Here is a 22,629-nt window from a genome sequence, read left to right as displayed (position 1 = left end):
CTTTCGCTCCTATCAGGCGTGCGCCGCGTTCAGTTCCGGAATGCGGGCGACGGGGAGTTTGCTGCCGCGCAGAGTCATCCAGGTGTTGTAGCCCATGATGCACATACCCGACAGGTACAGCAGGCCACCGGCCACGCGCACCACGTAGTACGGATACGTCGCTTTCACGCTCTCGACAAAGGTGTAGGTCAGGGTGCCGTCCGGATTGACCGCGCGCCACATCAGGCCCTGCATCACGCCGGCGATCCACATTGCCGCGATGTACAGCACGATGCCGATGGTGGCCACCCAGAAGTGCACGTCGACCAGGCGCGTGCTGTGCATCTGCGTGCGGCCCGCCAGGCGCGGCAGCAGGTAGTAGATCGAACCCATGGTGATGAAGCCCACCCAGCCCAGGGCGCCCGCATGCACGTGGGCAACGGTCCAGTCGGTGTAGTGCGACAGCGAGTTGATGGTCTTGATCGACATCATCGGACCTTCGAAGGTGGCGATGCCGTAGAACGACAGCGAAACGATCATGAACTTCAGGATCGGATCGGTACGCAGCTTGTGCCAGGCGCCCGACAGGGTCATGATGCCGTTGATCATGCCGCCCCAGCTTGGTGCCAGGAGGACCAGCGAGAAGACCATGCCGATCGATTGCGTCCAGTCAGGCAATGCCGTGTAGTGCAGGTGATGCGGACCCGCCCACATGTAGGTGAAGATCAGCGCCCAGAAGTGGACGATCGACAAACGGTACGAGTACACGGGGCGCTCGGCCTGTTTCGGAATGAAGTAGTACACCATGCCCAGGTAGCCGGCGGTCAGGATGAAACCCACCGCGTTATGGCCGTACCACCACTGGATCATGGCGTCCTGCACGCCCGCATACGCGGAGTACGACTTGGTGAACGAGGCTGGCATGACGGCGCCATTGACCACGTGCAAAATCGTCACGGCCAGGATGTAGGCGCCGAAGAACCAGTTGGCCACGTAGATGTGCTTGACCTTGCGCTTGATCAAGGTGCCGAAGAAAACGATGGCGTAGGCGATCCAGACGACGGCGATGAGGATGGCGATAGGCCATTCCAGTTCCGCGTATTCCTTGCCGCGTGTCATGCCCAGGGGCAGGGTGACGACGGCGCACAGGATCACCGCTTGCCAGCCCCAGAACGTGAAGGCGGCCAGTTTGTCGGAAAACAGGCGCACCTGGCAGGTGCGTTGTACAACGTAGTACGAAGTAGCGAACAGGCCGCAGATGCCGAAGGCGAAAATCACCGCATTCGTGTGCAGCGGACGCAAGCGACCGTATGTCAGCCATGGTATGTCGAGGTTCAGGGCAGGCCAGGCCAGCTGAGCGGCGATGATAACGCCAACCAGCATGCCGATGATGCCCCATACCACAGTAGCGACCGCGAATTGCTTCACGATCTTGTAGTTATAGTTCAGCGATTGATCCACAAAGACTCTCCCTGGAATTACTATTTATGATGGTGGCCAGAGAGTAAGTGTTTGACCGGGAAAAAACTTTGATGTGGATCAAAATTCCCCGGATGAAATAAGCGTAGCGAACTGGCATCGAAATAAAGTGATATTTCGGTCAAAAAAGCCATGCAAGATCCCTGCAACAGCTGGCTTGACATGGCGTAAAACGTGCGTGGAGGCAATGGCTTAGAGTGGCTTGTCCAGACACGTCCAAAGCCCGCCATGGAAGAGCCGAAATGCCGCGATCCGTTTGATGCCCAGGTGGACCTGGTCGTGGGCAAGGCCGAGGGCACGACCCTGTTCGATCACAGCAAGCTCGCCTGCCTGCTGCAGGCGCCGTCGCCGGGCATCGTCGTCTTCGTGCATGGCGTCAATTCCGATGGCGAGTGGTACGGCGCGGCTGAAGACGGCCTGTGCAAGGGCCTGAACACGCGCATGAAGCGCTGCGACGAGCACATGGCGCATGCCACGGCGCAGGGCGGGCAACTGACGCCGGTGCGCTACCGTAGCGAACTGAGCGATGACGGCTATGTCGATCCCGACTACACGGCCAGCACCTTCGTCGCGCCGCAAGCGCATTTCTCTCCCGTGATCCAGTTCCGCTGGGGCTACAAGGCCAGCGACACCGAATTGCAGAAATATGGCGATTCCGTCTACCTGAACGAACACGCTTACTGGGGCGGCGGCCCGTTCGCCAATGGCTGCTCCTCGCTGCCGGACCTGTGGGGCGAGGGCCTGTCGGACGCCCTCTTCCTGTGGGTACATATCGAGCACCTGAATCCCGTCAACGACCGCATCGTGTATGCCTGCCCGCCGCGCCCTACTTCGTGCTGGCCGCGCTGCGCCTGGCGCACCTGGTGGCGGCCATCCGCCGGCAGCAGGCCGACGCGCCCATCACGCTGGTCTGCCACAGCCAGGGCAATATGGTGGGAATGGCGGCCGCGTTTCTGGGCAATAAGATGGCCAAGGTGCAGGATGCTGCGGGAAAAAGCGGGCGCTGCGTGGCCGATACTTATGTTTTGTGCAACCCACCCTACAGCCTGTTGCGCAGAAACGATACGGAAGGCTGGCTGCAGGGGCAGGTCAGGGATGTCGATGGCAATGTCGGCCGGCAGAGCGGCAAGGCGCGCCGCCAGACCCTGGCAGCGTTCTTCGACATCGTGCGCGGCCAGGCCAAGGAGCCGCCATTGTCCGCCGCGCTGGCGCAGATGGCCGCCAATGTGCGCCATGATTTCACCCTGGAGAAGGACCGGGCCGCCTATGCCTGCGGCCCGCAGCCCACCACGCGCGGCCGCGTCACCCTGTATTGCAACCCGCACGATCAGGTAATTTCCGCCACGCCCATCCAGGGCATCGGCTGGCTAGGTCTGAGCGCCGAGGAGATCAAGGCCACGCGCGGCGACGGCGTTTTCAGCCAGCGGGTGTTTGCACAGGGCTTCCCCGTTGGCCGGCACGGCGATTATGACTATTGGAGCAACCACTATCGCCAGCCCGCGCGGGGCAGCGCCGAATTCTGGCATCCCCCTTCGCCGATCTCCAGATACGATCCGAATAAAGGCGTGCGCGCCAGCACCAGCGCGGCAGGCAAGGCGGCGACCGTGCGCACGGCCGCGGCCACGTCGGCCCTCATGAAGATGCTGAAGACCCCCATCAATGCCGTGCCGCCCGACGACTGGCGCATCCCCGTGACGGCGCCTGCCTTGCCGGAAAGTTTTACACCGCAGGCCATGCGCTTTGGCGTACCCAGCCCACAATTCGACCAGGATATCGATCCGCCCGGCACGCACCGCCATGCCGGCAAGGCGCGCCAGGAAGGCGACCCGTATGTCGATGACAGCGTGGACGGCACGCCGCAGGGCAACCGCGATACCGAGGCGGGTTTGCGCTATGAAGACCATGCCCGCCTGCGCATGAAGGCCCGCCGTGAAAAGCTCGACGGCAATGACGGCAAGGCGATGATGGAAGACGACCTGTCGACCGCCACGCCGGAATATTTGCAATGGCGCAAGCAGGAAATCGCCGCACAGCTGGTAGCCACCTGCGATATGCATGCGACCGACCACTCCACCATCCTGAGCAATCCCCGGCACGCGGAAATGGCGCTGGCGTATGACGTGGCGATTGGGGTGTGCCATATCGGCGAGGAGGCGATGCGAGAGCTCAGGATTGCTGCTGATTGGCGCTTATCGGCGGATATGGATAAGGACGGATTTAGCAAGATATTTCTTGAATATTTTTCTACTGGAAAGTTTATGAAACTGTCTTTGCTGGAATGGGTTCGATGTGATGGCAGCACAGGGCGCATGCCAGCCGAAATTGTGGATGAACGCATGTACAAGCGCTCGGAGACCTCCTGATGCGCAACTTGATTGCTACCTTACCGCGCAGGCTGGGCTGGAGCATGGTCGTATTCGGTCTGGCGTCTGGTATTGCACTCTGGTCGATATTGCAGACCTGGCCAATCGATGTACCTCTTGAAGAAGGATTGCTGATGAAACGACTATTGTTGATGCCGGCAGTGCTGGCGCTTGCCGTCCTTTTTCTGACCTCCGCCTGCGCCACCAAGGCGCCCGTCGCGGCACCGGCTGCCGCCGTCGTCCCTGCTGTGCCCGCGCAGCCGTACATGGCGCAAGTCGTGGGCGTGCAGTGGCTCAATCCCCTGCAGCGGCGCGATTACCCGACGGAATGGCAATTGCTGTGGACGCTGGGGCTGGCCAAGCCGAACAAGGACGATAGCAAAGTGAAAGAGAACCCTGTGCGTTTTGGCAAGGTGCAATCGATCGGCATGATTGCTTATGGTAATAATGGAAAAGAATCATTCGTAGGCTTTCACGAAAAATATGCATACAAAATGATTATGTTGTTTCATGATATTTACTTTTCTAATCAGGAATATTTTTACAACGCCCACTCGCTGACCGACAAATCCACGCGCCGCGAACTGGCGGGCATCCACGTCGAATATGCCTTGCCGGCCGGGCGGCTTGATCCAGACGAGGCGGGAAAATATATCGTTGAAACGATTACCGATGCCTTCAGCATCGGCAACCCCTCCTTCCCCGATTCCTGGACCACGGCCACGCCGCCCGACGTGCGCGTCACCATGGGCGGCGCCAATGCGGGGTTTGCTTCCCTGGTGGCGGGGCTGGCGTATCTGCAGGCGAACCCCGACAAGACGGTGTGGGTGATGAACTGGGACGCGCCCAGCTATCCGCCCAAGGATGAGCAGATCAATGAAAACATGGTCTTGCTGGTGCTGGCCGGCCCGAGCTATAAGACGGACCGCGCGCCGTTGGCGTGGCTGGGCTTTCCCGCCACGCGCAGCGCCGCCGATTTCGCCGCGGGCAAGGGCGCTTCGCCGCGCGCCGTGCAGGCCTGGAGCGGCGCCATCGACGCCGCCGCGCGCAATGCGCAATTGACCGATGACGCCATCGGCTACGTCATCCACGATGCGGGCAGCACCTATCCTGTTTCGTCAGAGCGGATTGGCCCGCTGGCGCAAAGCCTGACGCAGCAATTGCCCGACTTCGATTTCAATCGTCAAACCTTCAACATGCCGGCGCTCCTGGGTGAAACGGGCGCCGGCACGGCGCTGACGAACGTGGCGCTGGCCATCGCCCACGCGAACCACGTAGGCCGGCCCGTCCTGGTGGCGGGCACCAGCGACGCGCAGACATTGACCGCGCTGGTGGTGGCGCCGCCGGCCGTCGTGCGGCCCGTCGACCACGAACAGCCGTGGTTCCGCGCGCGCGGCGGCAATACCGTGTTCTTGCCATGGTGGGGCCGGCGCTTCGATGCGCGGCCGGGCTCGCAAGGCTATTCGCGCTGAGGAGCCGGCGGGGTGGCCGCTTCCGCCGGCGTATCGTCGTCCTGCAGCACGCGCAGGCCAGGTCCGACGAGGTCGTCGAACTGGCCGCTGTCCGAGGCCGTGAAATACACCCACAGGGCGATGAAGACGACCACGACGCTTAAGGGGATGAGGAGGTAGAGAGCTTCCATTAGACTTTCCGCAGGCGCAGGGCGTTGGCGATGACGACGGCCGAGCTGGCAGCCATGCCGACGCCGGACAGCCAGGGGTTGAGGAAACCCAGCGCGGCGGCCGGGATGGCCGTCAGATTGTACAGGGTTGCCCAGCCCAGGTTTTCGCGGATGATGCGCATGCTGCGCGCCGCCGTTTTCGCCGTGTCGAGCACGGAAACCAGTTGGCTCGACAGCAGCACCGTGTCCGCATGCGCCTGCGCCAGCGCGGCGCCGGAACCCATGGCGAAGGACACGTCGGCGCCGCTCAGCACGGCGGCGTCGTTGATGCCGTCGCCCACCATCGCCACCACGGCGCCCGTGGCCTGCAATTGCTGGACGAAATCGAGTTTTTCATCGGGCAGGCATTCGCCGCACGCCGTGTTGATGCCCAGTTCCGTCGCCACGCTTTGCGTCAGCGCTTCCTGGTCGCCGCTGAGCAGCACGACTTGCTTGCCGCGCCGATGGAAATACGCGACGACGTCAGCCGCTTCCGGGCGCAACGCGTCGCTGAGCAGGAAACGCGTCAGCCAGCGCCCCTGCGTGCCCAGGTACAGCGGCGTCATGCCCTGCATGCCGACGGCCGTGTCGCCCAGCGGCGGCCCGGCGAGGGCGGCGACAAAGGCCGCATTGCCCAGGCGGTAGCGCACGCCGTCGACGATGCCCTCGAGGCCCTGGCCTTGTACCTCTTGCAATTGTTCCGCATGCGCGCGCAGCGGCTGTTTTGGCAACTCTTCTGCCGCCGCCAGGATGGCCTGCGCCAGCGGATGGGCGCTGCCCGCTTCCAGCGCGGCGGCCACCTGCAGACAAGCGTCCTCGCCCATGCTGCCCAGGCCCTCGGTTTGCCGCAGCACGGGCCGGCCCAGGGTCAGGGTGCCCGTCTTGTCGAAGACGATGTGGGTGGCGCGGTGCAAGGTTTCCAGCACATGCGGCTGGACGATCAGCACGCCGCGCCGCAGCAGGCTGTCGGTGGCGGCCGCCAGCGCCGTTGGCGTGGCGAGAGACAGCGCGCAAGGGCAAGACACGACCAGCACGGCGATGGCCACGGGCCACGCTTGCGATGGGTCATGCCAGCTCCAGAAGGCGAACACGGCGATGGCAAACAGCAGCAAGCCCAGCACGAACCAGGCGGCGACCTTGTCGGCCCATTGGGCGATCTGCGGCTTGCCGCTGCCGGCCCGCTCGATCAGTTTCAACAGGTCGGACAGGGTGCTTTCGCGCGCCGGTTTGAGCACGCGCAAGATGAGCGCCGCGCTGGCGTTGATCGCCCCGCCCGGCACCCGTTCTCCCGTTTTTCTCCGTTGCGCCGCGCTCTCGCCCGTCAGCAGCGATAAATCGAGCGCGCTCGTGCCTTCGATGATGACGCTGTCGGCGGCGATCGCCTCGCCCGGTTTGACCAGAATCACGTCACCGACGGCCAGGCTGCCGGCCGGCACCAGGGTGGTGGCGCGGTCGTCCGGGAAGCCTGCCATCAGCGACGCGGACGCGGGCAAGGCGTGCTGCAGGCGCTCCAGCGCCGAGGCGGCCTTGCGGCGCGCCTGCAGCTCGAAATAGCGGCTGCACAGCAGCAGGAAGATGAACATCGTGGCCGAGTCGTAATACACCTCGCCGCGGCCCGTGAAGGTCGCCACCACGCTGCCGAAGAAGGCCGCCAGGATGCCCAGCGCCACGGGCACGTCCATGCCCAGGGTGCGCGCGCGCAAACTGGCCCAGGCGCCCTGGAAGAAGGGCATGGCCGAATAGCAGATGGCGGGCAGGGTCAGCAGCAAACTGGCCCAGCGCATCAGGCTGGCCATATTGTCATCCAGCGTGCCATCCTCGGCCAGGTAGGCGGGCGCCACGTACATCATCACCTGCATCATCGACAGGCCGGCGACGAACAGCTGGCGGCCCAGGGTCTTGCTGGCCTTTTGCAGGCGCTCGCCATGGCGCACGGCATCGTAGGGATAGGCCGTGTAGCCGACCTGGCGCACGGCTTGCAGGATGTCGCCCGGTTCGCATTCGGCGCGGCTCCAGCGCACGTACAGGCGCTCCGTGGCGACGTTCAGGCTGGCCGCCTGCACGCCGGGCAAACGCGTCAATTGACGCTCGATCAGCCAGACGCAGGCGGCGCAGCGGATGCCTTCGACGGACAGGGTCGCTTCGCAACTGCTGGCGTCGCGCGCGAATTGCGCGTCGTCATTGCTGTACAGGCGCAGCTCGGGCGGCACCAGGGTGGCATCAAACGCGTTGACGGCATATTCGTCGCGGTCGCGGTAATACGCGCTCTGGCCGATGTCGACGATGGTTTGCGCCACCGCTTCGCAGCCGGGGCAGCACATGGCGCGCGGCACGTCGTCGATGGTGACGAGCCAGCTGGAGCCAACGGGGACGGGCAAGCCGCAATGGAAGCAGGCGGACGGTTTTAACACAGCATTCATGGGTTTGATTTCATGCGTCTTTTCATGGATGGCCCGTGACGCACAGGGCGTCGAGCCAGCCCAGCGACACGCCGTTGGCGGCGCGCAGCAGGCCCAGCACGCCAAAGCCCAGCACCAGCAAGCCGCTGGCGATGCGCACGGGACGGCGCTGCATCTGCGCGCGCAGGCGCGTGCCCAGCAAGCCCATGCCCAGCAGGGTGGGCAGGGTGCCCAGGCCGAAGGCGGCCATGGCGGCCGCGCCGTTCAAGGCCGAGCCTTGCATCATGGCCGTCAGCAGGGCGCTGTAGACCATGCCGCACGGCACCCAGCCCCACAGGCCGCCCACGGCCAGCGCCTTGAACGGCGTATCCATCGGTATCAGCGGCTTCAACAGGGGGCGCACGCGGCGCCAGATCACGTTGCCGGCCGCTTCCAGGTGCGCCAGGCCGCGCCAGGCATCCATCAGGTACAGGCCCAAAGCCACCAGCATCAGGTTGGCCAGCCAGTAGCCGGCCACTTGCAGGGACGCCAGGTGCAGCATGCCGGCGCCCGCCAGGCTGCCGGCCAGGGCGCCGGCCAGCATGTAGCTGACTATGCGCCCACCGTTGTAGGCCAGCACGCGCAGCACGTTCGATTGCACGCTGGTCTGCAATGCGGGGCGCGCCACGGCGATGGCGATCACGGGGCGCACGGGCGCAGCGCCACCGCCCAGCGACAGGGCGCCGACGATGCCGCCGCACATGCCGATGCAGTGCACGCTGCCGGCCAGGCCGACCAGGAACATGGGCACGAGGCTCAGGGCATTCATTGCGCGGCGCTACACCGTTTTCGAGTAGCGCAGCGGCTGCACCGCGTCCGGCGCCGTGTTGGCGCGCGCCAGGGTCAGGTAGCGGTCGAAGACCATGCAGATATTGCGGATCAACAAGCGCCCTTTCGGCGTCACCGTCAGCCAGTCTTCCTCGATGACGAGCAAGCCGTCGCGCGCCAGTTCGCGCAGCTTGTCCAGCTCGGCGGCGAAATAGCTGCGGAATTTGACGGGGTGCGCTTGCTCGATGGTGGCGATCGACAATTCGAAATTGCACATCAGCATCTGGATGATGATACGGCGCAACAAATCGTCCGTATCGAGCTTGATGCCGCGCGCGATCGGCAGCACGCCTTCGTCGAGCTTTTCATAGTACGCGTCGAGCGTCTTTTCATTCTGGCTGTACACGGCGCCGACGGAACTGATGGCCGACACGCCGCAGGCGATCAGGTCCGCCTCCGCGCGCGTCGAATAGCCCTGGAAGTTGCGGTGCAAGCGGCCCTGGCGCTGCGCTACGGCCAGGTCGTCCGTCGGCTTGGCGAAATGGTCCATGCCGATGTACACATAGCCGGCGGCCGTCAGGCGCGCGATGCACAGGCCCAGCATGGCCAGCTTGGTGGCGCTGTCGGGCATGTCCGCGTCGAGGATGCGGCGCTGCGGCTTGAACAGGTGCGGCATGTGCGCATAGTGGTACAGGGCGATGCGGTCGGGGCTGGCGTTGATCACCTTGCGCAGGGTTTCCGTCATGGTGTCCAGGTTCTGTTTCGGCAAGCCGTAGATCAGGTCGATGCTGATCGAGCGGAAACCCGCGTCGCGCGCCGCCTGCATGATGGCCACCGTTTCCGCTTCCGGCTGGATGCGGTTGACGGCTTTTTGCACGTCGGCGTCGAAATCCTGCACGCCCAGGCTGATGCGGTTGAAACCTTGCGCGCGCAGCGAAAACACGCGTTCGCGCGACACGGTGCGCGGGTCGATCTCGATCGAATATTCGCCGTCTTCATCGGAAGCGAATTCGAAATGCTGGCGCAAATGCGCCATCAGTTCATCCATCTGCTTTTCGCTCAGGTAGGTGGGCGTGCCGCCGCCGAAGTGTAATTGCTCGATCTGGTTCATGCCGGCAAACAGCTTGCCCTGCATGGCGATTTCCTGTTTCAGGTAGCTGAGATAGGTGGCCGCCTTGCTGCGGTCTTTCGTGATGATCTTGTTGCAGGCGCAGTAGTAGCACAGGGTGTCGCAGAACGGCACGTGCACGTACAGCGACAGGGGACGGCGGCCGCCGCGCATGCGCAGGGCTGCCAGCGCTTCGAGGAAGTTGCCGTAGCCAAATTCCGCATTGAAACGGTCGGCGGTCGGGTAGGACGTGTAGCGCGGGCCGGACTGGCTCATCTTGCCGATGATGACCGGGTCGAATTCGACGACGGCGTCCAGGTCGGCGGAAGCACTGCTGAGTAGTGTAGGCATGATGTGTGTAAAGTCTTGAAAGGTTTAGGCGGCCAGGCGTTTCATGGCGGGTTTGCCGGCGTTCGCGGCGCCAGACTTGCCGCCAGGCATGGCGACGCGGCGCGGTGGCGGCATCTTGCCGAAATTGAACAGGCTCACGGCTTGCGACAGGCTGGCCGCTTCTTCCGCCAGGCGCGTGGCGGCCGCGGCGGCTTCTTCCACCAGGGCCGCGTTCTGCTGCGTCACCTGGTCCATGTGGGCGATGGCCTGGTTGACCTGGTCGACGCCGATGCTCTGTTCGCGCGAGGCGATGGAAATTTCCTGCATGATGGCCGTCACCTGCTTGACGGAGCTGACCACCTGTTCCATGGTGGCGCCGGCGCGGTTGACCTGCAGCATGCCGGCGCCCACCTTGCCGACGGAAATTTCAATGAGTTGCTTGATATCCTTGGCTGCCACGGACGAGCGCTGCGCCAGGTTGCGCACTTCGCCCGCCACCACGGCGAAGCCCCTGCCCTGCTCGCCGGCGCGGGCCGCTTCCACGGCCGCGTTCAAGGCCAGGATGTTGGTCTGGAAGGCGATGCCTTCGATCAAGCCGATGATGTCGACGATTTTCTTCGACGAGGTGTTGATCTCGTCCATGGTGGTGATCACTTCGGAAACGATCTCGCCGCCCTGCACGGCCACTTTCGAGGCGGCCACGGCCAGCTCGTTCGCCTGCACGGAGTTGTCCGCGTTCTGTTTCACCGTCGACGAGAATTCCTCGATGCTCGAGGCCGTCTCTTCCAGGCTGGCCGCCTGCGATTCCGTGCGGCCCGACAAGTCCATATTGCCGACGGCGATTTGCTTGGTGGCCACGGCCATGGTTTCCACGTTGATGCGCACGTCGCGGATGGTGGCGATCAGGTTGCTGTTCATCTGTTGCAGCGCGCGCAGCAGTTGTCCCACTTCATCCGTGCTCTCCGTTTCAAAACTGCCCGACAGGTCGCCGGCGGCAATGGCCCGCGCGCCGTTCAGGGCCTTGCCCAGCGGCTTGAGCACGGACATGCGCAAGGTGTACCAGAGGAAAACGTTGATCAGGAAACCGAACAGGGTGGCGCCGAAGATGGCGTAATTGGTGATCTGGCCGCCGCTGGCGAACAGGCTGATGACGCACACCAGCAATTGCAGGCAGTTGACGATGGAGGTGGCGGCCCAGATGCGCAGGTTGAGCGACATGTGCGTCAGGCTGTGCAGCAGGTGCGCCAGGCCCGGGCGCACGATCTGCCCGTTCTTGATGACGATGTTGCCGCCTTCCTTGTTGCGGATGGCCGCGTAGGCTTCTTCGGAGGCCTTGACCTGGTCCTTGTCCGCCTTGACGCGCACGGACATGTAGCCGATGGTCTTGCCCGCTTCGCGGATGGGCGTGACGTTGGCGCGCACCCAGTAGAAATCGCCGTTCTTGCAGCGGTTCTTGACTAGGCCCGTCCACGGCGTGCCGGCCTGGATCGAGGTCCACAGGTCGGCGAACGCTTCGGCCGGCATGTCCGGGTGGCGCACGATGTTCTGGGGCGAACCGAGCAGCTCGGCCTCGCTGAAGCCGCTGACCTGACTGAAGTAGGGGTTCACATACACGATATTGCCGTTCATATCCGTTTTCGACACGATGGCCTGATCGTCCAAGACGAGGACTTCACGGTTAGTCACTGGCAAATTTTGTCGCATGGTCGCGGCTTCCTGATCAGTTAAATAGGCAATTGGTGAGTAAGACTTGCACGATTGCAAGAATGGAGATCAGTGTAAGGAGTCGCCTGCGCAAATTTATTGATGTAGATCAAAATCCTCAAGATTGGTCGTGCTTGCACGCATTTAGCGATAGCAATGCGGCATTGTTTTAAAGGCACTGGTTGTCGGCAGCGGCTAATCGATACCCGCCGTCAGGGGGCGCAGGCTGCCCACGGCGTAGCCTTGCGCATAGTCGATGCCCAGTTCGCGGATGACGGCCAGGGTGGCTGCGTCTTCCACGTATTCGGCCACCGTTTCCAGGCCCATCACGTGGCCCACTTCATTGATGGCCTTGACCATGGCGCGGTTGATGGCATTGGTGGCGATGTCGCGCACGAAGACGCCGTCGATCTTCAAATAGTCGACGGGCAGGGCTTTCAGGTAGCCGAACGAGGAAAAGCCGCTGCCGAAGTCATCGAGCGAGAAGCGGCAGCCCAGGGCCTTGAGCTGGCGCATGAACACTTGCGCCTTGGGCAGGTTGGCGATGACGGCCGTTTCCGTGATTTCAAAGCAGATTTGCTCGGGCGCAATCGCGAATGCCACGAATTGCTCGGTGATGTAGTCGTGCAAGCCGGCATCGGCCAGCGACATGCCCGACAGGTTGACGGAATACAGGGCCGGTGCGCGGCGCCGGCTTTCCGCCAGCGCGGCCAACGGCGGCAGGCTGTCGCGCACGCTCTGGATATGCGCGCAGACGGCGCGGATGACCCAGCGGTCGATGGACAGCATCATGTCGTAGCGTTCGGCGGCCGGGATGAAAGCGCCCGGCAAGATCAGGTCGCCCTTGCTGTTGCGGATGCGGATCAGCACTTCGTCGTGGTGTTCCGGGCTGTCGTGCAGGTGCACGATGGGCATGGCGTACAGGCGGAAATAGTCGTGGGCGAACGCTTCGTTCAGGCGGGAGATCCACAGCATTTCGCCATGCCGCTGCGCCAGCATGACATCGGACTCCTGATAGATATGGATACGGTTGCGGCCCTGCTCCTTGGCCAGGTAGCAAGCCTGGTCGGCCGCGCTCAGCAGCTCGCTCATGGACTTGCTGTCCTGGCTGATTTCCACGATGCCGATGCTCACGCCCAGCTCGAAGCTGCGTTCGTCCCAGGCGAAACGGAAATCGCGCACGGACTGGCGCAGCTGTTCGCCGATCAGGCGCGCATGTTCGAGCGGACAGTGCGGCAGCAGCACGCCCAGCTCGTCGCCGCCCAGGCGCGCCAGGATGTCGCTGTCGCGCATCCGCCCCTGCAGCATCTTGGCCAGCAGCTGCAGCAGCACGTCGCCGGCGCCGTGGCCGCAGGTGTCGTTGATGACCTTGAACTGGTCCAGGTCCAGGTACAGCAGCGCATGCGCGTGGCCATCCTGCTTGGCCGTGCGCAGGGCACCGGCCACCAGGTGCTCGAATTCGCGCCGGTTGATCAGGCCCGTCAGGGTATCGTGCGTGGCTTGCCACGACAGTTCCTGGCTCAGCTTGCGCTCGTGGCTGACGTCGCGGAACACGACCACGGCGCCGAGGATGTGGCCGTCGCGCGACCAGATGGGCGCGGCCGATTCCTCGACGGCGATGCGCCGCCCGTCGCGCGTGACCAGTTGCGAGCGGGGCGAAATGCCGATGGCCTGGCGCTGTTGCAGGCAGCGCATGGCCACGTGCTCGCGTGCGTCGCCCGTGCGTTCATCGGCCAGCGGCATGGTCAGGCCGATGTCCAGGCCCTGCGCCAGCTCGTTGCTCCAGCCCGTCAACTGCTCGGCCACCCGGTTCAGGTAACGCGTCTTGCCCTGCGGATCGGTGGTGATGACGCCGTCGCCGATGGAGCTGAGCGTCACTTCGGCCAGTTCCTTGCGCTCGGCGATCATGAGTTCGCGCGCCATGTGCTCGGTGATATCCCAGATGATGCCCAGGGTACGGTCGGGCCGGCCGCCGGCATCCAGGAAGATGTGCGCCTTGGCCGCCAGCCAGTGTTCGCTGCCGTCGGGCCAGACGACGCGGTATTGCAAGGCGTAGCCGCCGCGCCGGCGCACGCCGTCCTGCAGCACGTTGACCACCTTGTCGCGGTCGCCGGCGTGCACGCAGTCGAGAAAGCTGCGGAATGGCTGCGTCAGCGCGCGTTCTTCCAGGCCCAGCAAGGTGGCGCCCTTGGCCGACCAGCTGACCGTGCCGTCGATGACCTGGCCAGCGACGATGCGCGAATCCCAGATCGCCATGTGCGCCGCCTCCAGCGCCATCTGCAAACGTTTCTGCTGGTCGCCCATCATCCTCTCCCGACATGGATACAGGAATAGACGCGCCGCTGGTGTTTAAGTTCCCGGCAGCTCGGCGGGTGTGCTGGCCGAGGCGCGCGCCACGTCGCGCACGTTCTTTTGCACGGCCACGGCAGCAAACAGGCTGAGCAGGAACGCCATGGCATAAAACCCTTTCTCGCTGTTTTGCAGGGTGGCGTTCCACAGGCCCACGGTCAATAACAGCAAGGCCAGCAGCACGGAAATCCAGCACAGGCCGAAATAGATGCCCGTCACGGCGATGCCTTCGCTGCGGTCGCGCACGGATTTTTGCAACGAAATGGCGGCGAACAGGCCATACATGAGGATGGTGAAGTAATAGCCCTTCTCGTTGAGGGCCATCGTGGCGTTCCACAGGCCGGACAGATAGGTGACGATGCCGATCAGCAATGCCGCCCAGGAGGCGCCGATAAAGGCGCTGCTGGGGCGTGGGGCGGGGGAAGCATGCATAGGGTCTCCATGGGCAGCGGGCGCCGCCGGCATGGCCGGGGCGGCAGGCACGGATGCGCCTGCCGCTCCATCAGACCAGAAAGCTTATTTGCTTGGCTTGATCATGCGCAACAAAGCCGACACGGCCGTGACGCCGGCCAGCACCAGGCCGCCGGCGATGAGGCCGGCCACCGCGTTGATCAGGCTGGGCGTGACGGCCGCCAGCACGGGGCCGATGCCGGCCACGCCGCCGACGGCTTCCTCGACGTGGTGCAGCATGCCGCTGGCCCACGGCCAGCCGTGCGTCAAAATGCCGCCGCCGACCATGAACATGGCCAGGGTGCCCACCACGGAGAGAAACTTCATCAGTTTCGGTGCCGCCGACACGAGCATGCGGCCAAAGCCGCGCACGCCGTCCATCAGCGCGCCCGCGCCCTTGCGCGCCGCCAGGTAGAAGCCCGCGTCGTCGAGCTTGACGATGCCGGCCACCAGGCCGTACACGCCCACCGTCATGATGAGGGCGATGCCGACGACGACGGCCACCTGCTCGGCGAAGGTGGCCGTGGCCACCGTGCCCAGCGCGATGACGATGATTTCCGCCGACAAAATGAAATCGGTGCGGATGGCGCCCTTGATCTTGTCCTTTTCCAGCGCCACCAGATCGACCTGCGGGTCGCGCAGCGCCTGCGCCAGCTCGGCCTTGTGGCTGTCGTCCGGGTGCAGGTATTTGTGCGCGATCTTTTCGAAGCCCTCGAAGCATAGGTAGGCGCCGCCCACCATCAGCAGCGGCGTGATGGCCCATGGGGCAAACGCGCTGATGGCCAGCGCGGCGGGCACGAGGATGGCCTTGTTCTTCAGCGAACCGACAGCGACGGCCCACACGACGGGCAGTTCGCGCTCGGCGCGCACGCCGGCCACTTGCTGCGCGTTCAGGGCCAGGTCGTCACCGAGCACGCCGGCCGTCTTCTTGGCGGCCACCTTGGTCATCAGGGAAACGTCGTCGAGGATGCTGGCGATGTCGTCGAGCAGGGCCAGCAGGCTGGAGCCGGCCATCTCAGCGCGCTCCCACGGTGGTGGCAGGAAATTGTGGAGCGAGGAAAGTGTTGTTTTTCATGATGTTATTCTTGGTTGTACGGCAAGGAACGATGTGGCGAAGGCGTGACCGCGATCTTACCTCAGGCGGGGCCGGCAAGGCCGCACGGGCCGGGTTAAAATTGCCTCTCATCACCATTTTTGGAAACCGCATGCCCTTTGCCACCTGGATCACCTTTGTCATCGCCGCCTCCATCATCGCCGTCTCGCCCGGCTCGGGCGCCGTGCTGTCGATGTCGCACGGCCTGTCCTACGGGGTGAAAAAGGCCAGCGCCACGATTCTCGGCCTGCAGCTGGGGCTGCTGGTGGTGCTGGGCATCGCGGGCGCCGGCGTCGGTTCCTTGCTGCTGGCGTCGGAAGTGGCCTTCAATATCGTCAAGACGGTGGGCGCCTTGTACCTGATCTACCTGGGCCTGTCGCAATGGCGCGCCAAGGTAGCCGTGACGGGCGACCTGCATGCGGACGCCGTGGCGCCGTCCATGCGCCGGCGCGTGCTGACGGGTTTCCTGACCAACGTGACGAATCCGAAGGGCATCATCTTCATGGTGGCGGTGTTGCCGCAATTCATCAGCCCCACGTCGCCGCTGCTGCCGCAATTGCTGATCCTGGCCGTCACCATGTGCACGATCGACCAGATCGTCATGCACAGCTACGCCTTTTTAGCGTCCTCGATGCAGCGCTTCTTCCGCGACGCGCGCGCCGTGAAAAAGCAGAACCGCTTCTTTGGCGGCTTGCTGATGGCCGTCGGCGCCGCCCTGTTCTTCGTCAAGCGGGGCGGCCAGACGGCGTCCTGAGCCAGATCAAGATGCAAACATTTGTAAGCCCGCTTGCGATGCCCGCCCGATAGGACTGTAATCGGGGTGTTGTCTACCTTTCATCTCTGTCCGTCCTGCCTGGAGCGCTGCCATGCGTCCGACCCTGTCTTCCCCCTTCTTGAACACCGTGTGCGCCGTGCTGCTGTCGTCGGCGTGCTCCCTGGCCCTGGCGCAAGACCCGCCCGCCCGCGTGGGGCGCATTTCCACCGTCGAAGGGCAGGTGCTGGTGCGCGCCGGCGAGGGCGAGGCGCAAAATGCCCTGCTGAACTGGCCCGTCACGACGGATAACCGCTTGACTACCCTGCGCGGCGCGCTGGCGGAATTGCGCGTGGGTGCGGCCGCCGTGCGCCTCGATGGTGATTCCGAGCTGGAAGTGAGCGAGCTCGATGACGACAGTTTCAAATTGCACCTCGGATATGGCACGGTCAGCGTGCGCGTGCGCAATCCCGACGCGCTGCGCGGCTTCGAGCTGACCACGGCCCAGGCCCGCGTGATCCTGACCCAGCCGGGCTGGGTGCGCATCGAGGCGGGGCGCCAGCCCGGCACCAGCATCGTCAGCGTGCTCGAAGGCGCGGCCGACGTGGATGGCGCGACGGGCAGCGTCACCTTGCGTGCAGGCAAGCGCGCCGAATTGACGGACGAAGAATTGCGCACGGGCGCCTTGCAGAGAATCGCCTTCGACAACTGGCCCGAAGCCTTGCCCGCCGCCGCGCCGGCCTTGCGCTATGTCACGGACGATACGACCGGTTATGAAGAGCTGGACCGCTATGGCGCCTGGCAGGACAACGCAGAATACGGCCCCTTGTGGCTGCCCAGCACGGTACCGGCCGGCTGGGCGCCGTACAGCGACGGGCGCTGGACGTGGATCGCGCCGTGGGGCTGGACCTGGGTCGACAATGCGCCGTGGGGCTATGCGCCCTCGCATTACGGCCGCTGGGTGCTGCTGGGCCAGCGCTGGGGCTGGGCCCCGGGCCGCGAGCGCGGCCGCGTGCCCTGGGCGCCGGCCCTGGTGGGCTGGGTCGGCGGCAATCACGGGACCGGCCACGGCCAGCAGCCGGGCGTGGGCTGGTTTCCCCTGTCGCCGCACGAGCGCTACGTGCCTGGCTACCGCAGCAGTGCCGAGTATGAACGCCGCCTCAACCGCGTCGCCGACGGGCGCCGTTCCGTGATGGGCGAGCGCGAACGCCGTGAAGGCATGACGATGCTGCCGGGCGAGCGTTTTGGCGGCGCGCGCACGGTGGACGTGCCGCGCCGCAACCGCACCATCATGCCGGCGCCCGTGCTGCAAAGCATGCCCTTGAGCACGCCGCCTGCGCCGGCGGGCAACTGGCAGCGTCCCGCCGATGCGCCGCGCCAGCAAGACGGTTTCCGGCGCGACTGGGGCAACCGTCCTGGCCGTTTGCAGACGGACGATGGCCAGACGCACCTGGCGCCGCGTCCCATGCAGCCGAACCGGCCGCCCGTGCCAGTCCAGCCGCCGCAGCCGCCGATGCCGGCCCAGCCCGTGATGCCGGCGGTGCCTTCCTTGCCGCCCGTGCAAGACCCGGTGGCGCACCCCGGCTGGCGTGGCGAACAGCGGCCGCAGCCGCGCCCCGCCATCGAGCGTCCTGCCGAGGTGCAGCGCCCGGACGGCAACCGCTGGGAGCGTGGCGGCCGCCGCGAAGTGCTGCAGACGGCGCCGCCGCCTGCCATGCCTGCGCCACCGCCCGTGGCCCAGCCGCGGCCCGCGCCGCCGCCGATGCCGGCTCCTGTGGCACGTCCGGCACAGGAGGCGCGCGGGGGCGAACGCAGCGGGCCGCCACGTGAGCGGAACAATGACCGGGGCAATGAGCGCGGCGGCCCCGGCCGTAATGGCCGGATGCAGGAAGCGGAGCGCTGAACTGGCCGCTGGCGCTGGCTGCCTGTCCGTCCGGTCATGGATTATCGACGTTCAAGCCGCCAAACCGACAGTTCGTCACATTTCAGCGGTCAAGCCGCGGTGTTTTGTCTACAGTGGAGTCATTGCAGCACAGCGCAATGCCTGCGCGGCTGACAGCACCGATTTTCCGGCTATTTTGTCCAAACGAAATAGTTTTCGCCAGCTTACAAAGCTGGCTTTTTTTTTCCGCGCCCCTGGCGCCATGGCGGCGGGCGCAGGCGCCGCCAAAGTTGGCTACAATACGCCTTTCTGCAGCCGCCGCGCGCCATGCGCCGCGCCGTCTGTTCTGACCGGCACTGATTGGATTTCCCATGCAAACCACCCCACCCACCGAAGTGACGATTCCTCCCAGCGAATCGCTGATCGAATACCCGAGCGACTTTCCCATCAAGATCATGGGTCCGACGCATGTCGACTTCGCGCCGACCATGCTGGAACTGGTGATCAGCCACGATCCGACCTTCCACGCAGGCCGCATGGAAGAGCGCCCATCGGGCAAGGGCAATTACACGGGCCTGACCGTCACCGTGCGCGCCATCAGCCGCGAGCAGCTCGACGCCCTGTACATGGCGCTGTCGGGCCACCCGATGGTCAAGATCGTCATGTAAGGCTGGCTGCCGCCACGCTGGCCCGGCTCTTCGTGAGCAGCCAGACGGCGGCAAAGGCCGCGCTGGCCGCCGCCGTCACCCACAGCAGCGGTTGTGCGCTGCCGTCCGTGATGGCGGCGATGACGGCGCCGCAGGCGGCCGTGATGAGCATTTGCACGAAGAAGAACAGGCCCGAGGCGCTGCCCGCCTGGTCGCCGTACGGCTGCAGCACGGCCAGCTGGCAGGCGGGGATGGCCATGCCCACCGACACCATCACCAGCAGCATGGGCGCCACCAGCGACGCCACGTGCCGCGGCGCCAACGTACCGGCCAGCAACAAGCTGGCCGCACCCGCCACATTGATCAGCACCGCCACGCCCAGCATGGTATCGGCGCCCAGGCGCGGTCCCAGCGCGCGAAACAGACTCGATCCCGCGATATAGCCGCTGACCGTCAGCGCGAACACCAGCGCATATGCGTGCGGCGACAGGTGCATGCCCCTTTGCAACAGCACGGACGATTCCGCGATGAACGGGAAATACGTGCAATATACACAAGCGATGGCCAGCGCATAGCGCAGGAAATACGCGTCGCCCAGCAGGCGGCGGTACAGCGCCAGGGTATTGCCCTGTGGCACGACGCTGGCCGGCCTGGTTTCCGGCACCCAGGCGGCGATCAGCCCCAGCGACAGCGCTCCCAGCAGGCACAGCACGCCAAACACGGCGCGCCAGCCGAACGCCGCATCGAGCACGCTGCCGGCCAGCGGCGCCAGGATCGGCGACAAACCCATCACCATCGATATTTTGCCCAGCATGCGCGCCTGCGTGGCGGGATCGAAGCGGTCGCGCACCATCACCCGGCCGATGATGGTGCCGCTGCAGCCGCCGAACGCCTGCAGCACGCGCGCGGCGATCAGCACGTGCACGTCGGAAGTCACGGTGCAGACGATGCTGGCGAGTACAAAAATGCCCGTGCCGGCCAGCAGCACGGGGCGGCGTCCGTAGCGGTCGGCCAGCGGCCCGCACGCGAGCATCGAGGCGGCCGAGCCGGCCATGAACAGGCTCAGGGTCAGTTGCAGCTGCGCATCGCTGGCATGCAGGGCATCGGCCATGGCCGGCAGCGAAGGCAGATAGATGTCGATGCTGATGCGCGACAGGCAGACCAGCAGCAGCACGATGCCGCCCCAGGCCCATAAAGCGATTTGTTTCTGCATTGTTTTACACGATCCAGGCAAGCGTGCGCCCCGCTGGCGCACCGGAACGGTGAGAGTAGAATGTTTGTGGTGTAATGCGAAGTGCCAGTCATCAGAAAATTCATTGGACCACTTGGACGATTATTATGCCCCGAGGAAAATCACCGCACGCCCTGGACTTGCCTCGCCCCACCAGCTGGCTCGACAAGGCGGGCGTCAACAAGCAGGATGGCGCGTATGAAGCGCTGCGCTCGGCCATCCTGACGAAGATGTTGCCGGCGGGCAGCCGTTTGCCATCCAGCCGCACCCTGGCGGAACGGTGGGAGTTGTCGCGCGGCACCATCGAAACCGTGTTCGACCGCCTGCACGCGGAAGCGTACGTGACGCGCGTGCCCGGTTCCGGCACGCGCGTGTGCGCCGTCGTGCCGGAGCGCTTCCTGATGGCGGGCCTGGGCGACGCCGTTCCCGCCCCGCTGGCCGTGGCGCCCGCGCCTGCCTCGGATACGGGCGTGCGCGACGGCTTGCCCTTCGTGGCGCGGCGCGCCGACGCCAGCCTGTTTCCCATGGCTGCCTGGTCCAAGTGCGCCACGCGGGCGCTGGCCGCCGCCACGCCGGAGCAGTTGTGCAGCGCCGATCCCGCCGGCTTGCCCGAACTGCGCCAGCAGATCGCCGATTTCCTCGCCAAGTACCGCGGCGTGCGCTGCGACCCGCAAGACATCCTTGTCACGACCGGCATCCGCCACGCGATCGACTTGCTGGCGCGCAGCATCGTGCGCGAGGGCGACAAGGTGTGCCTGGAGGAACCGGGCTATCCGGCCGCGCGCGCCCTGTTCGCCCTCGCGGGCGCCGTGCCGGTGGACATAGCCGTCGACGCCGAGGGCATCGATTGCGCCGCCCTGGCCGCGCACGCGGATGCCCGCCTCGCCTACGTGACGCCGGCGCACCAGTCGCCGCTGGGCGTGACCATGTCCGTCACGCGTCGCCTGGCCTTGCTGGAATGGGCGAACGACCACGGCGCGTGGGTGCTGGAAGACGATTACGACAGCGAATTCAATTACCAGAGCGCGCCGCTGGCAGCCTTGAAGGCGCTGGACCAGTACCAGCGCGTGATTTATTGTGGCAGTTTTAACAAGACCCTGTTTGCCGGCCTGCGCGTGGGCTTCATGGTGCTGCCGCCCGCCTTGCGTCCGCAGTTGCTGCGTACCCTGCAGTTGACGGGCAGGTCCGTGGGCGTGACGGAGCAGCTGGCGCTGTCCGCCTGGATGGAGGATGGCGCTTTCGTGCGCCATTTGCGCCAGGCGCGGCTGGCCTACAAGGAGCGGCGCGACCTGCTGCTGGCCTGCCTCGAGCAGATTGCCCCCGGGCGCTACGCCATTTCCGGCCAGCAAGCGGGTTTTCATTGCGTGCTGTGGTTGCCGCCGGGCAGCGACGAGCGGACGTTTTGCGCGCGCGCGGCGCACGAAGGGCTGGCGCTGCAGCCGCTCGGTGATTTTTGTCACACCGCACAATTGGCGCCAGCCGTGCTGCTCGGCTACACGGCCTTGAATGGGCCCCAGATACGCCATGCTGCACAAAAATTGGGCAGATTGTTGCTGTTGCCGGAGTCTGCCCCGGAATGAAACGGCGGCCTGGCTTATAATCACGGCTTCGCCGCAGCGTCCGCAGGGCGCCGGCAGCTGATTACAGAATCCGTCATGACCACCACCCGAACCGAAACGGCGCTGATCCGCGAGCTGGGCCGCGTCGATTACGAGCCGACCTTTGCCGCCATGCGCGCCTTTACCGACGCGCGCACGACGGACACGCGCGACGAACTGTGGGTCGTCGAGCATCCGCCCGTATTCACCCTGGGCCTGGCGGCCGACCGCGGCCACCTGCTGGCCGGCGCGGAGAATGTGCCCGTGGTGCAGACGGACCGTGGCGGCGAAGTGACGTTCCACGGCCCTGGCCAGGTGGTGATTTACCTGCTGATGGACTTGCGCCGCAACAAGCCGGGCGGCAAGCTGTATGCGCGCCAGTTCGTGCATAAAATCGAGCAAGCCATCATCAACGTGCTGGCGGCGTATAATCTCGCTGGCGAACGCATCGATGGCGCGCCTGGCATCTATATTGCCGGCGGACCAGACAAGGGTGCGAAGATCGCCGCGCTGGGCTTGAAAGTGCGCGGCAACGGCTGCACCTACCATGGCGTGTCGCTCAACGTGGCGATGGACCTGGCACCGTTTTCCTGGATTAACCCTTGCGGCTATTCCGGCCTGAAGACGGTGGACATGCGCAGCATGGGCGTGCTGGCGCCGCTGGCCGACGTGCAGCGGGCCCTGGCCCACGAATTGACCGTATTACTCGATGTAAGCGAAGTAAACAGCGCCGCAGGCGCGCCTCAGGCAGCGGATGCCTGAGCAAACAAACCAACATGCCCCTCAAGGGCTTGCAGCC

The 22,629-nt window shown here is 65.0% G+C and carries 18 protein-coding genes; 7 read left to right on the top strand and 11 right to left on the bottom strand.

The window, feature by feature from the left end:
* Positions 1 to 12: 12 nt before the first annotated feature.
* Both ccoN and O3300_RS17230 read right to left on the bottom strand, forming a co-directional pair.
* Positions 13 to 1,440: a cytochrome-c oxidase, cbb3-type subunit I gene (gene ccoN, locus O3300_RS17235; protein WP_034782722.1), complete on the bottom strand. Its 1,428-nt coding sequence runs from the start codon at positions 1,438 to 1,440 to the stop codon at positions 13 to 15.
* A 210-nt stretch (positions 1,441 to 1,650) separates the two neighbouring features.
* Positions 1,651 to 2,043: a hypothetical protein gene (locus O3300_RS17230; protein WP_305053635.1), complete on the bottom strand. Its 393-nt coding sequence runs from the start codon at positions 2,041 to 2,043 to the stop codon at positions 1,651 to 1,653.
* 248 nt (positions 2,044 to 2,291) lie between these two features.
* On the opposite strand from O3300_RS17230, the gene O3300_RS17225 reads away from it, so the two are divergent.
* Positions 2,292 to 3,821 carry a DUF3274 domain-containing protein gene (locus O3300_RS17225; RefSeq protein ID WP_305053634.1) on the top strand — a complete coding sequence of 510 codons (1,530 nt, stop codon included), beginning with the start codon at positions 2,292 to 2,294 and terminating at the stop codon, positions 3,819 to 3,821.
* Complete coding sequence (locus O3300_RS17220) at positions 3,821 to 5,293, top strand: virulence factor (RefSeq protein WP_305053633.1); 1,473 nt, start codon at positions 3,821 to 3,823, stop codon at positions 5,291 to 5,293. The genes O3300_RS17225 and O3300_RS17220 overlap by 1 nt, the downstream gene beginning before the upstream one ends.
* Here O3300_RS17220 and ccoS read toward each other — a convergent pair.
* The 8 genes from ccoS to O3300_RS17180 all read right to left on the bottom strand — a co-directional run bounded on the left by ccoS (position 5,281) and on the right by O3300_RS17180 (position 15,642).
* On the bottom strand, positions 5,281 to 5,463 hold the full coding sequence (gene ccoS, locus O3300_RS17215) for a cbb3-type cytochrome oxidase assembly protein CcoS (RefSeq protein WP_099666004.1): 183 nt from the start codon (positions 5,461 to 5,463) through the stop codon (positions 5,281 to 5,283). The genes O3300_RS17220 and ccoS overlap by 13 nt on opposite strands.
* A complete protein-coding gene (locus O3300_RS17210; RefSeq protein WP_305053632.1) occupies positions 5,463 to 7,901 on the bottom strand; it encodes a heavy metal translocating P-type ATPase in 2,439 nt (812 codons plus the stop codon). Before O3300_RS17210 ends, ccoS begins: the two co-directional genes overlap by 1 nt.
* A gap of 22 nt (positions 7,902 to 7,923) precedes the next feature.
* A complete protein-coding gene (locus O3300_RS17205) occupies positions 7,924 to 8,688 on the bottom strand; it encodes a sulfite exporter TauE/SafE family protein (RefSeq protein ID WP_305053631.1) in 765 nt (254 codons plus the stop codon).
* A gap of 9 nt (positions 8,689 to 8,697) precedes the next feature.
* Positions 8,698 to 10,146 (bottom strand): oxygen-independent coproporphyrinogen III oxidase, encoded by a 1,449-nt coding sequence (hemN, locus tag O3300_RS17200; protein ID WP_099666007.1) that lies wholly within the window; start codon positions 10,144 to 10,146, stop codon positions 8,698 to 8,700.
* A gap of 24 nt (positions 10,147 to 10,170) precedes the next feature.
* The gene (locus O3300_RS17195) at positions 10,171 to 11,829 is read right to left on the bottom strand and encodes a PAS domain-containing methyl-accepting chemotaxis protein (protein WP_305053630.1); all 1,659 of its coding nucleotides are present in this window, start codon (positions 11,827 to 11,829) and stop codon (positions 10,171 to 10,173) included.
* Positions 11,830 to 12,024: 195 nt separating this feature from the next.
* Positions 12,025 to 14,136, bottom strand: coding sequence for an EAL domain-containing protein (locus tag O3300_RS17190; RefSeq protein WP_305053629.1), 2,112 nt, complete (start codon positions 14,134 to 14,136; stop codon positions 12,025 to 12,027).
* Positions 14,137 to 14,178: 42 nt separating this feature from the next.
* Positions 14,179 to 14,610, bottom strand: coding sequence for an inner membrane protein YiaA (gene yiaA / locus O3300_RS17185; RefSeq protein ID WP_289918812.1), 432 nt, complete (start codon positions 14,608 to 14,610; stop codon positions 14,179 to 14,181).
* Between the two features lie 84 nt (positions 14,611 to 14,694).
* Entirely contained in the window at positions 14,695 to 15,642 is a 948-nt protein-coding gene (locus tag O3300_RS17180; RefSeq protein WP_305053628.1) for a DUF808 domain-containing protein, read from the bottom strand.
* 191 nt (positions 15,643 to 15,833) lie between these two features.
* Between O3300_RS17180 and O3300_RS17175 the strand changes: the two genes are divergently transcribed.
* The 3 genes from O3300_RS17175 to O3300_RS17165 all read left to right on the top strand — a co-directional run bounded on the left by O3300_RS17175 (position 15,834) and on the right by O3300_RS17165 (position 19,022).
* Entirely contained in the window at positions 15,834 to 16,475 is a 642-nt protein-coding gene (locus O3300_RS17175; RefSeq protein WP_251349666.1) for a LysE family transporter, read from the top strand.
* A 112-nt stretch (positions 16,476 to 16,587) separates the two neighbouring features.
* Positions 16,588 to 18,375: a DUF6600 domain-containing protein gene (locus tag O3300_RS17170; RefSeq protein ID WP_305053627.1), complete on the top strand. Its 1,788-nt coding sequence runs from the start codon at positions 16,588 to 16,590 to the stop codon at positions 18,373 to 18,375.
* A gap of 350 nt (positions 18,376 to 18,725) precedes the next feature.
* On the top strand, positions 18,726 to 19,022 hold the full coding sequence (locus O3300_RS17165) for a DUF493 family protein (protein ID WP_070257888.1): 297 nt from the start codon (positions 18,726 to 18,728) through the stop codon (positions 19,020 to 19,022).
* Here O3300_RS17165 and O3300_RS17160 read toward each other — a convergent pair.
* Positions 19,015 to 20,214: a multidrug effflux MFS transporter gene (locus O3300_RS17160; protein ID WP_305053626.1), complete on the bottom strand. Its 1,200-nt coding sequence runs from the start codon at positions 20,212 to 20,214 to the stop codon at positions 19,015 to 19,017. The two genes, O3300_RS17165 and O3300_RS17160, sit on opposite strands and share 8 nt — an antisense overlap.
* Before the next feature lie 125 nt (positions 20,215 to 20,339).
* On the opposite strand from O3300_RS17160, the gene O3300_RS17155 reads away from it, so the two are divergent.
* Both O3300_RS17155 and lipB read left to right on the top strand, forming a co-directional pair.
* Positions 20,340 to 21,812: a PLP-dependent aminotransferase family protein gene (locus O3300_RS17155; RefSeq protein WP_305053625.1), complete on the top strand. Its 1,473-nt coding sequence runs from the start codon at positions 20,340 to 20,342 to the stop codon at positions 21,810 to 21,812.
* A gap of 75 nt (positions 21,813 to 21,887) precedes the next feature.
* Positions 21,888 to 22,592 carry a lipoyl(octanoyl) transferase LipB gene (gene lipB / locus O3300_RS17150; protein WP_099666016.1) on the top strand — a complete coding sequence of 235 codons (705 nt, stop codon included), beginning with the start codon at positions 21,888 to 21,890 and terminating at the stop codon, positions 22,590 to 22,592.
* The last annotated feature ends 37 nt before the right edge of the window (positions 22,593 to 22,629 follow it).

Source organism: Janthinobacterium sp. SUN206, from assembly GCF_030587305.1.
GTDB lineage: Bacteria > Pseudomonadota > Gammaproteobacteria > Burkholderiales > Burkholderiaceae_D > Janthinobacterium > Janthinobacterium kumbetense.
This window is presented reverse-complemented; position numbering and strand designations above follow the sequence as displayed.

Excerpts from the sequence above, each read along its gene's own strand:
- ccoS (WP_099666004.1), bottom strand. The coding sequence starts at position 5,463 with ATGGAAGCTCTCTACCTCCTCATCCCCTTAAGCGTCGTGGTCGTCTTC.
- O3300_RS17220 (WP_305053633.1), top strand. The coding sequence starts at position 3,821 with ATGCGCAACTTGATTGCTACCTTACCGCGCAGGCTGGGCTGGAGCATG.
- lipB (WP_099666016.1), top strand. The coding sequence starts at position 21,888 with ATGACCACCACCCGAACCGAAACGGCGCTGATCCGCGAGCTGGGCCGC.
- yiaA (WP_289918812.1), bottom strand. The coding sequence starts at position 14,610 with ATGCATGCTTCCCCCGCCCCACGCCCCAGCAGCGCCTTTATCGGCGCC.
- O3300_RS17210 (WP_305053632.1), bottom strand. The coding sequence starts at position 7,901 with ATGAATGCTGTGTTAAAACCGTCCGCCTGCTTCCATTGCGGCTTGCCC.
- O3300_RS17180 (WP_305053628.1), bottom strand. The coding sequence starts at position 15,642 with ATGGCCGGCTCCAGCCTGCTGGCCCTGCTCGACGACATCGCCAGCATC.
- O3300_RS17205 (WP_305053631.1), bottom strand. The coding sequence starts at position 8,688 with ATGAATGCCCTGAGCCTCGTGCCCATGTTCCTGGTCGGCCTGGCCGGC.
- O3300_RS17155 (WP_305053625.1), top strand. The coding sequence starts at position 20,340 with ATGCCCCGAGGAAAATCACCGCACGCCCTGGACTTGCCTCGCCCCACC.
- O3300_RS17230 (WP_305053635.1), bottom strand. The coding sequence starts at position 2,043 with ATGCGCTTGCGGCGCGACGAAGGTGCTGGCCGTGTAGTCGGGATCGAC.
- O3300_RS17160 (WP_305053626.1), bottom strand. The coding sequence starts at position 20,214 with ATGCAGAAACAAATCGCTTTATGGGCCTGGGGCGGCATCGTGCTGCTG.
- O3300_RS17170 (WP_305053627.1), top strand. The coding sequence starts at position 16,588 with ATGCGTCCGACCCTGTCTTCCCCCTTCTTGAACACCGTGTGCGCCGTG.
- hemN (WP_099666007.1), bottom strand. The coding sequence starts at position 10,146 with ATGCCTACACTACTCAGCAGTGCTTCCGCCGACCTGGACGCCGTCGTC.
- O3300_RS17190 (WP_305053629.1), bottom strand. The coding sequence starts at position 14,136 with ATGATGGGCGACCAGCAGAAACGTTTGCAGATGGCGCTGGAGGCGGCG.
- O3300_RS17195 (WP_305053630.1), bottom strand. The coding sequence starts at position 11,829 with ATGCGACAAAATTTGCCAGTGACTAACCGTGAAGTCCTCGTCTTGGAC.
- O3300_RS17175 (WP_251349666.1), top strand. The coding sequence starts at position 15,834 with ATGCCCTTTGCCACCTGGATCACCTTTGTCATCGCCGCCTCCATCATC.
- O3300_RS17165 (WP_070257888.1), top strand. The coding sequence starts at position 18,726 with ATGCAAACCACCCCACCCACCGAAGTGACGATTCCTCCCAGCGAATCG.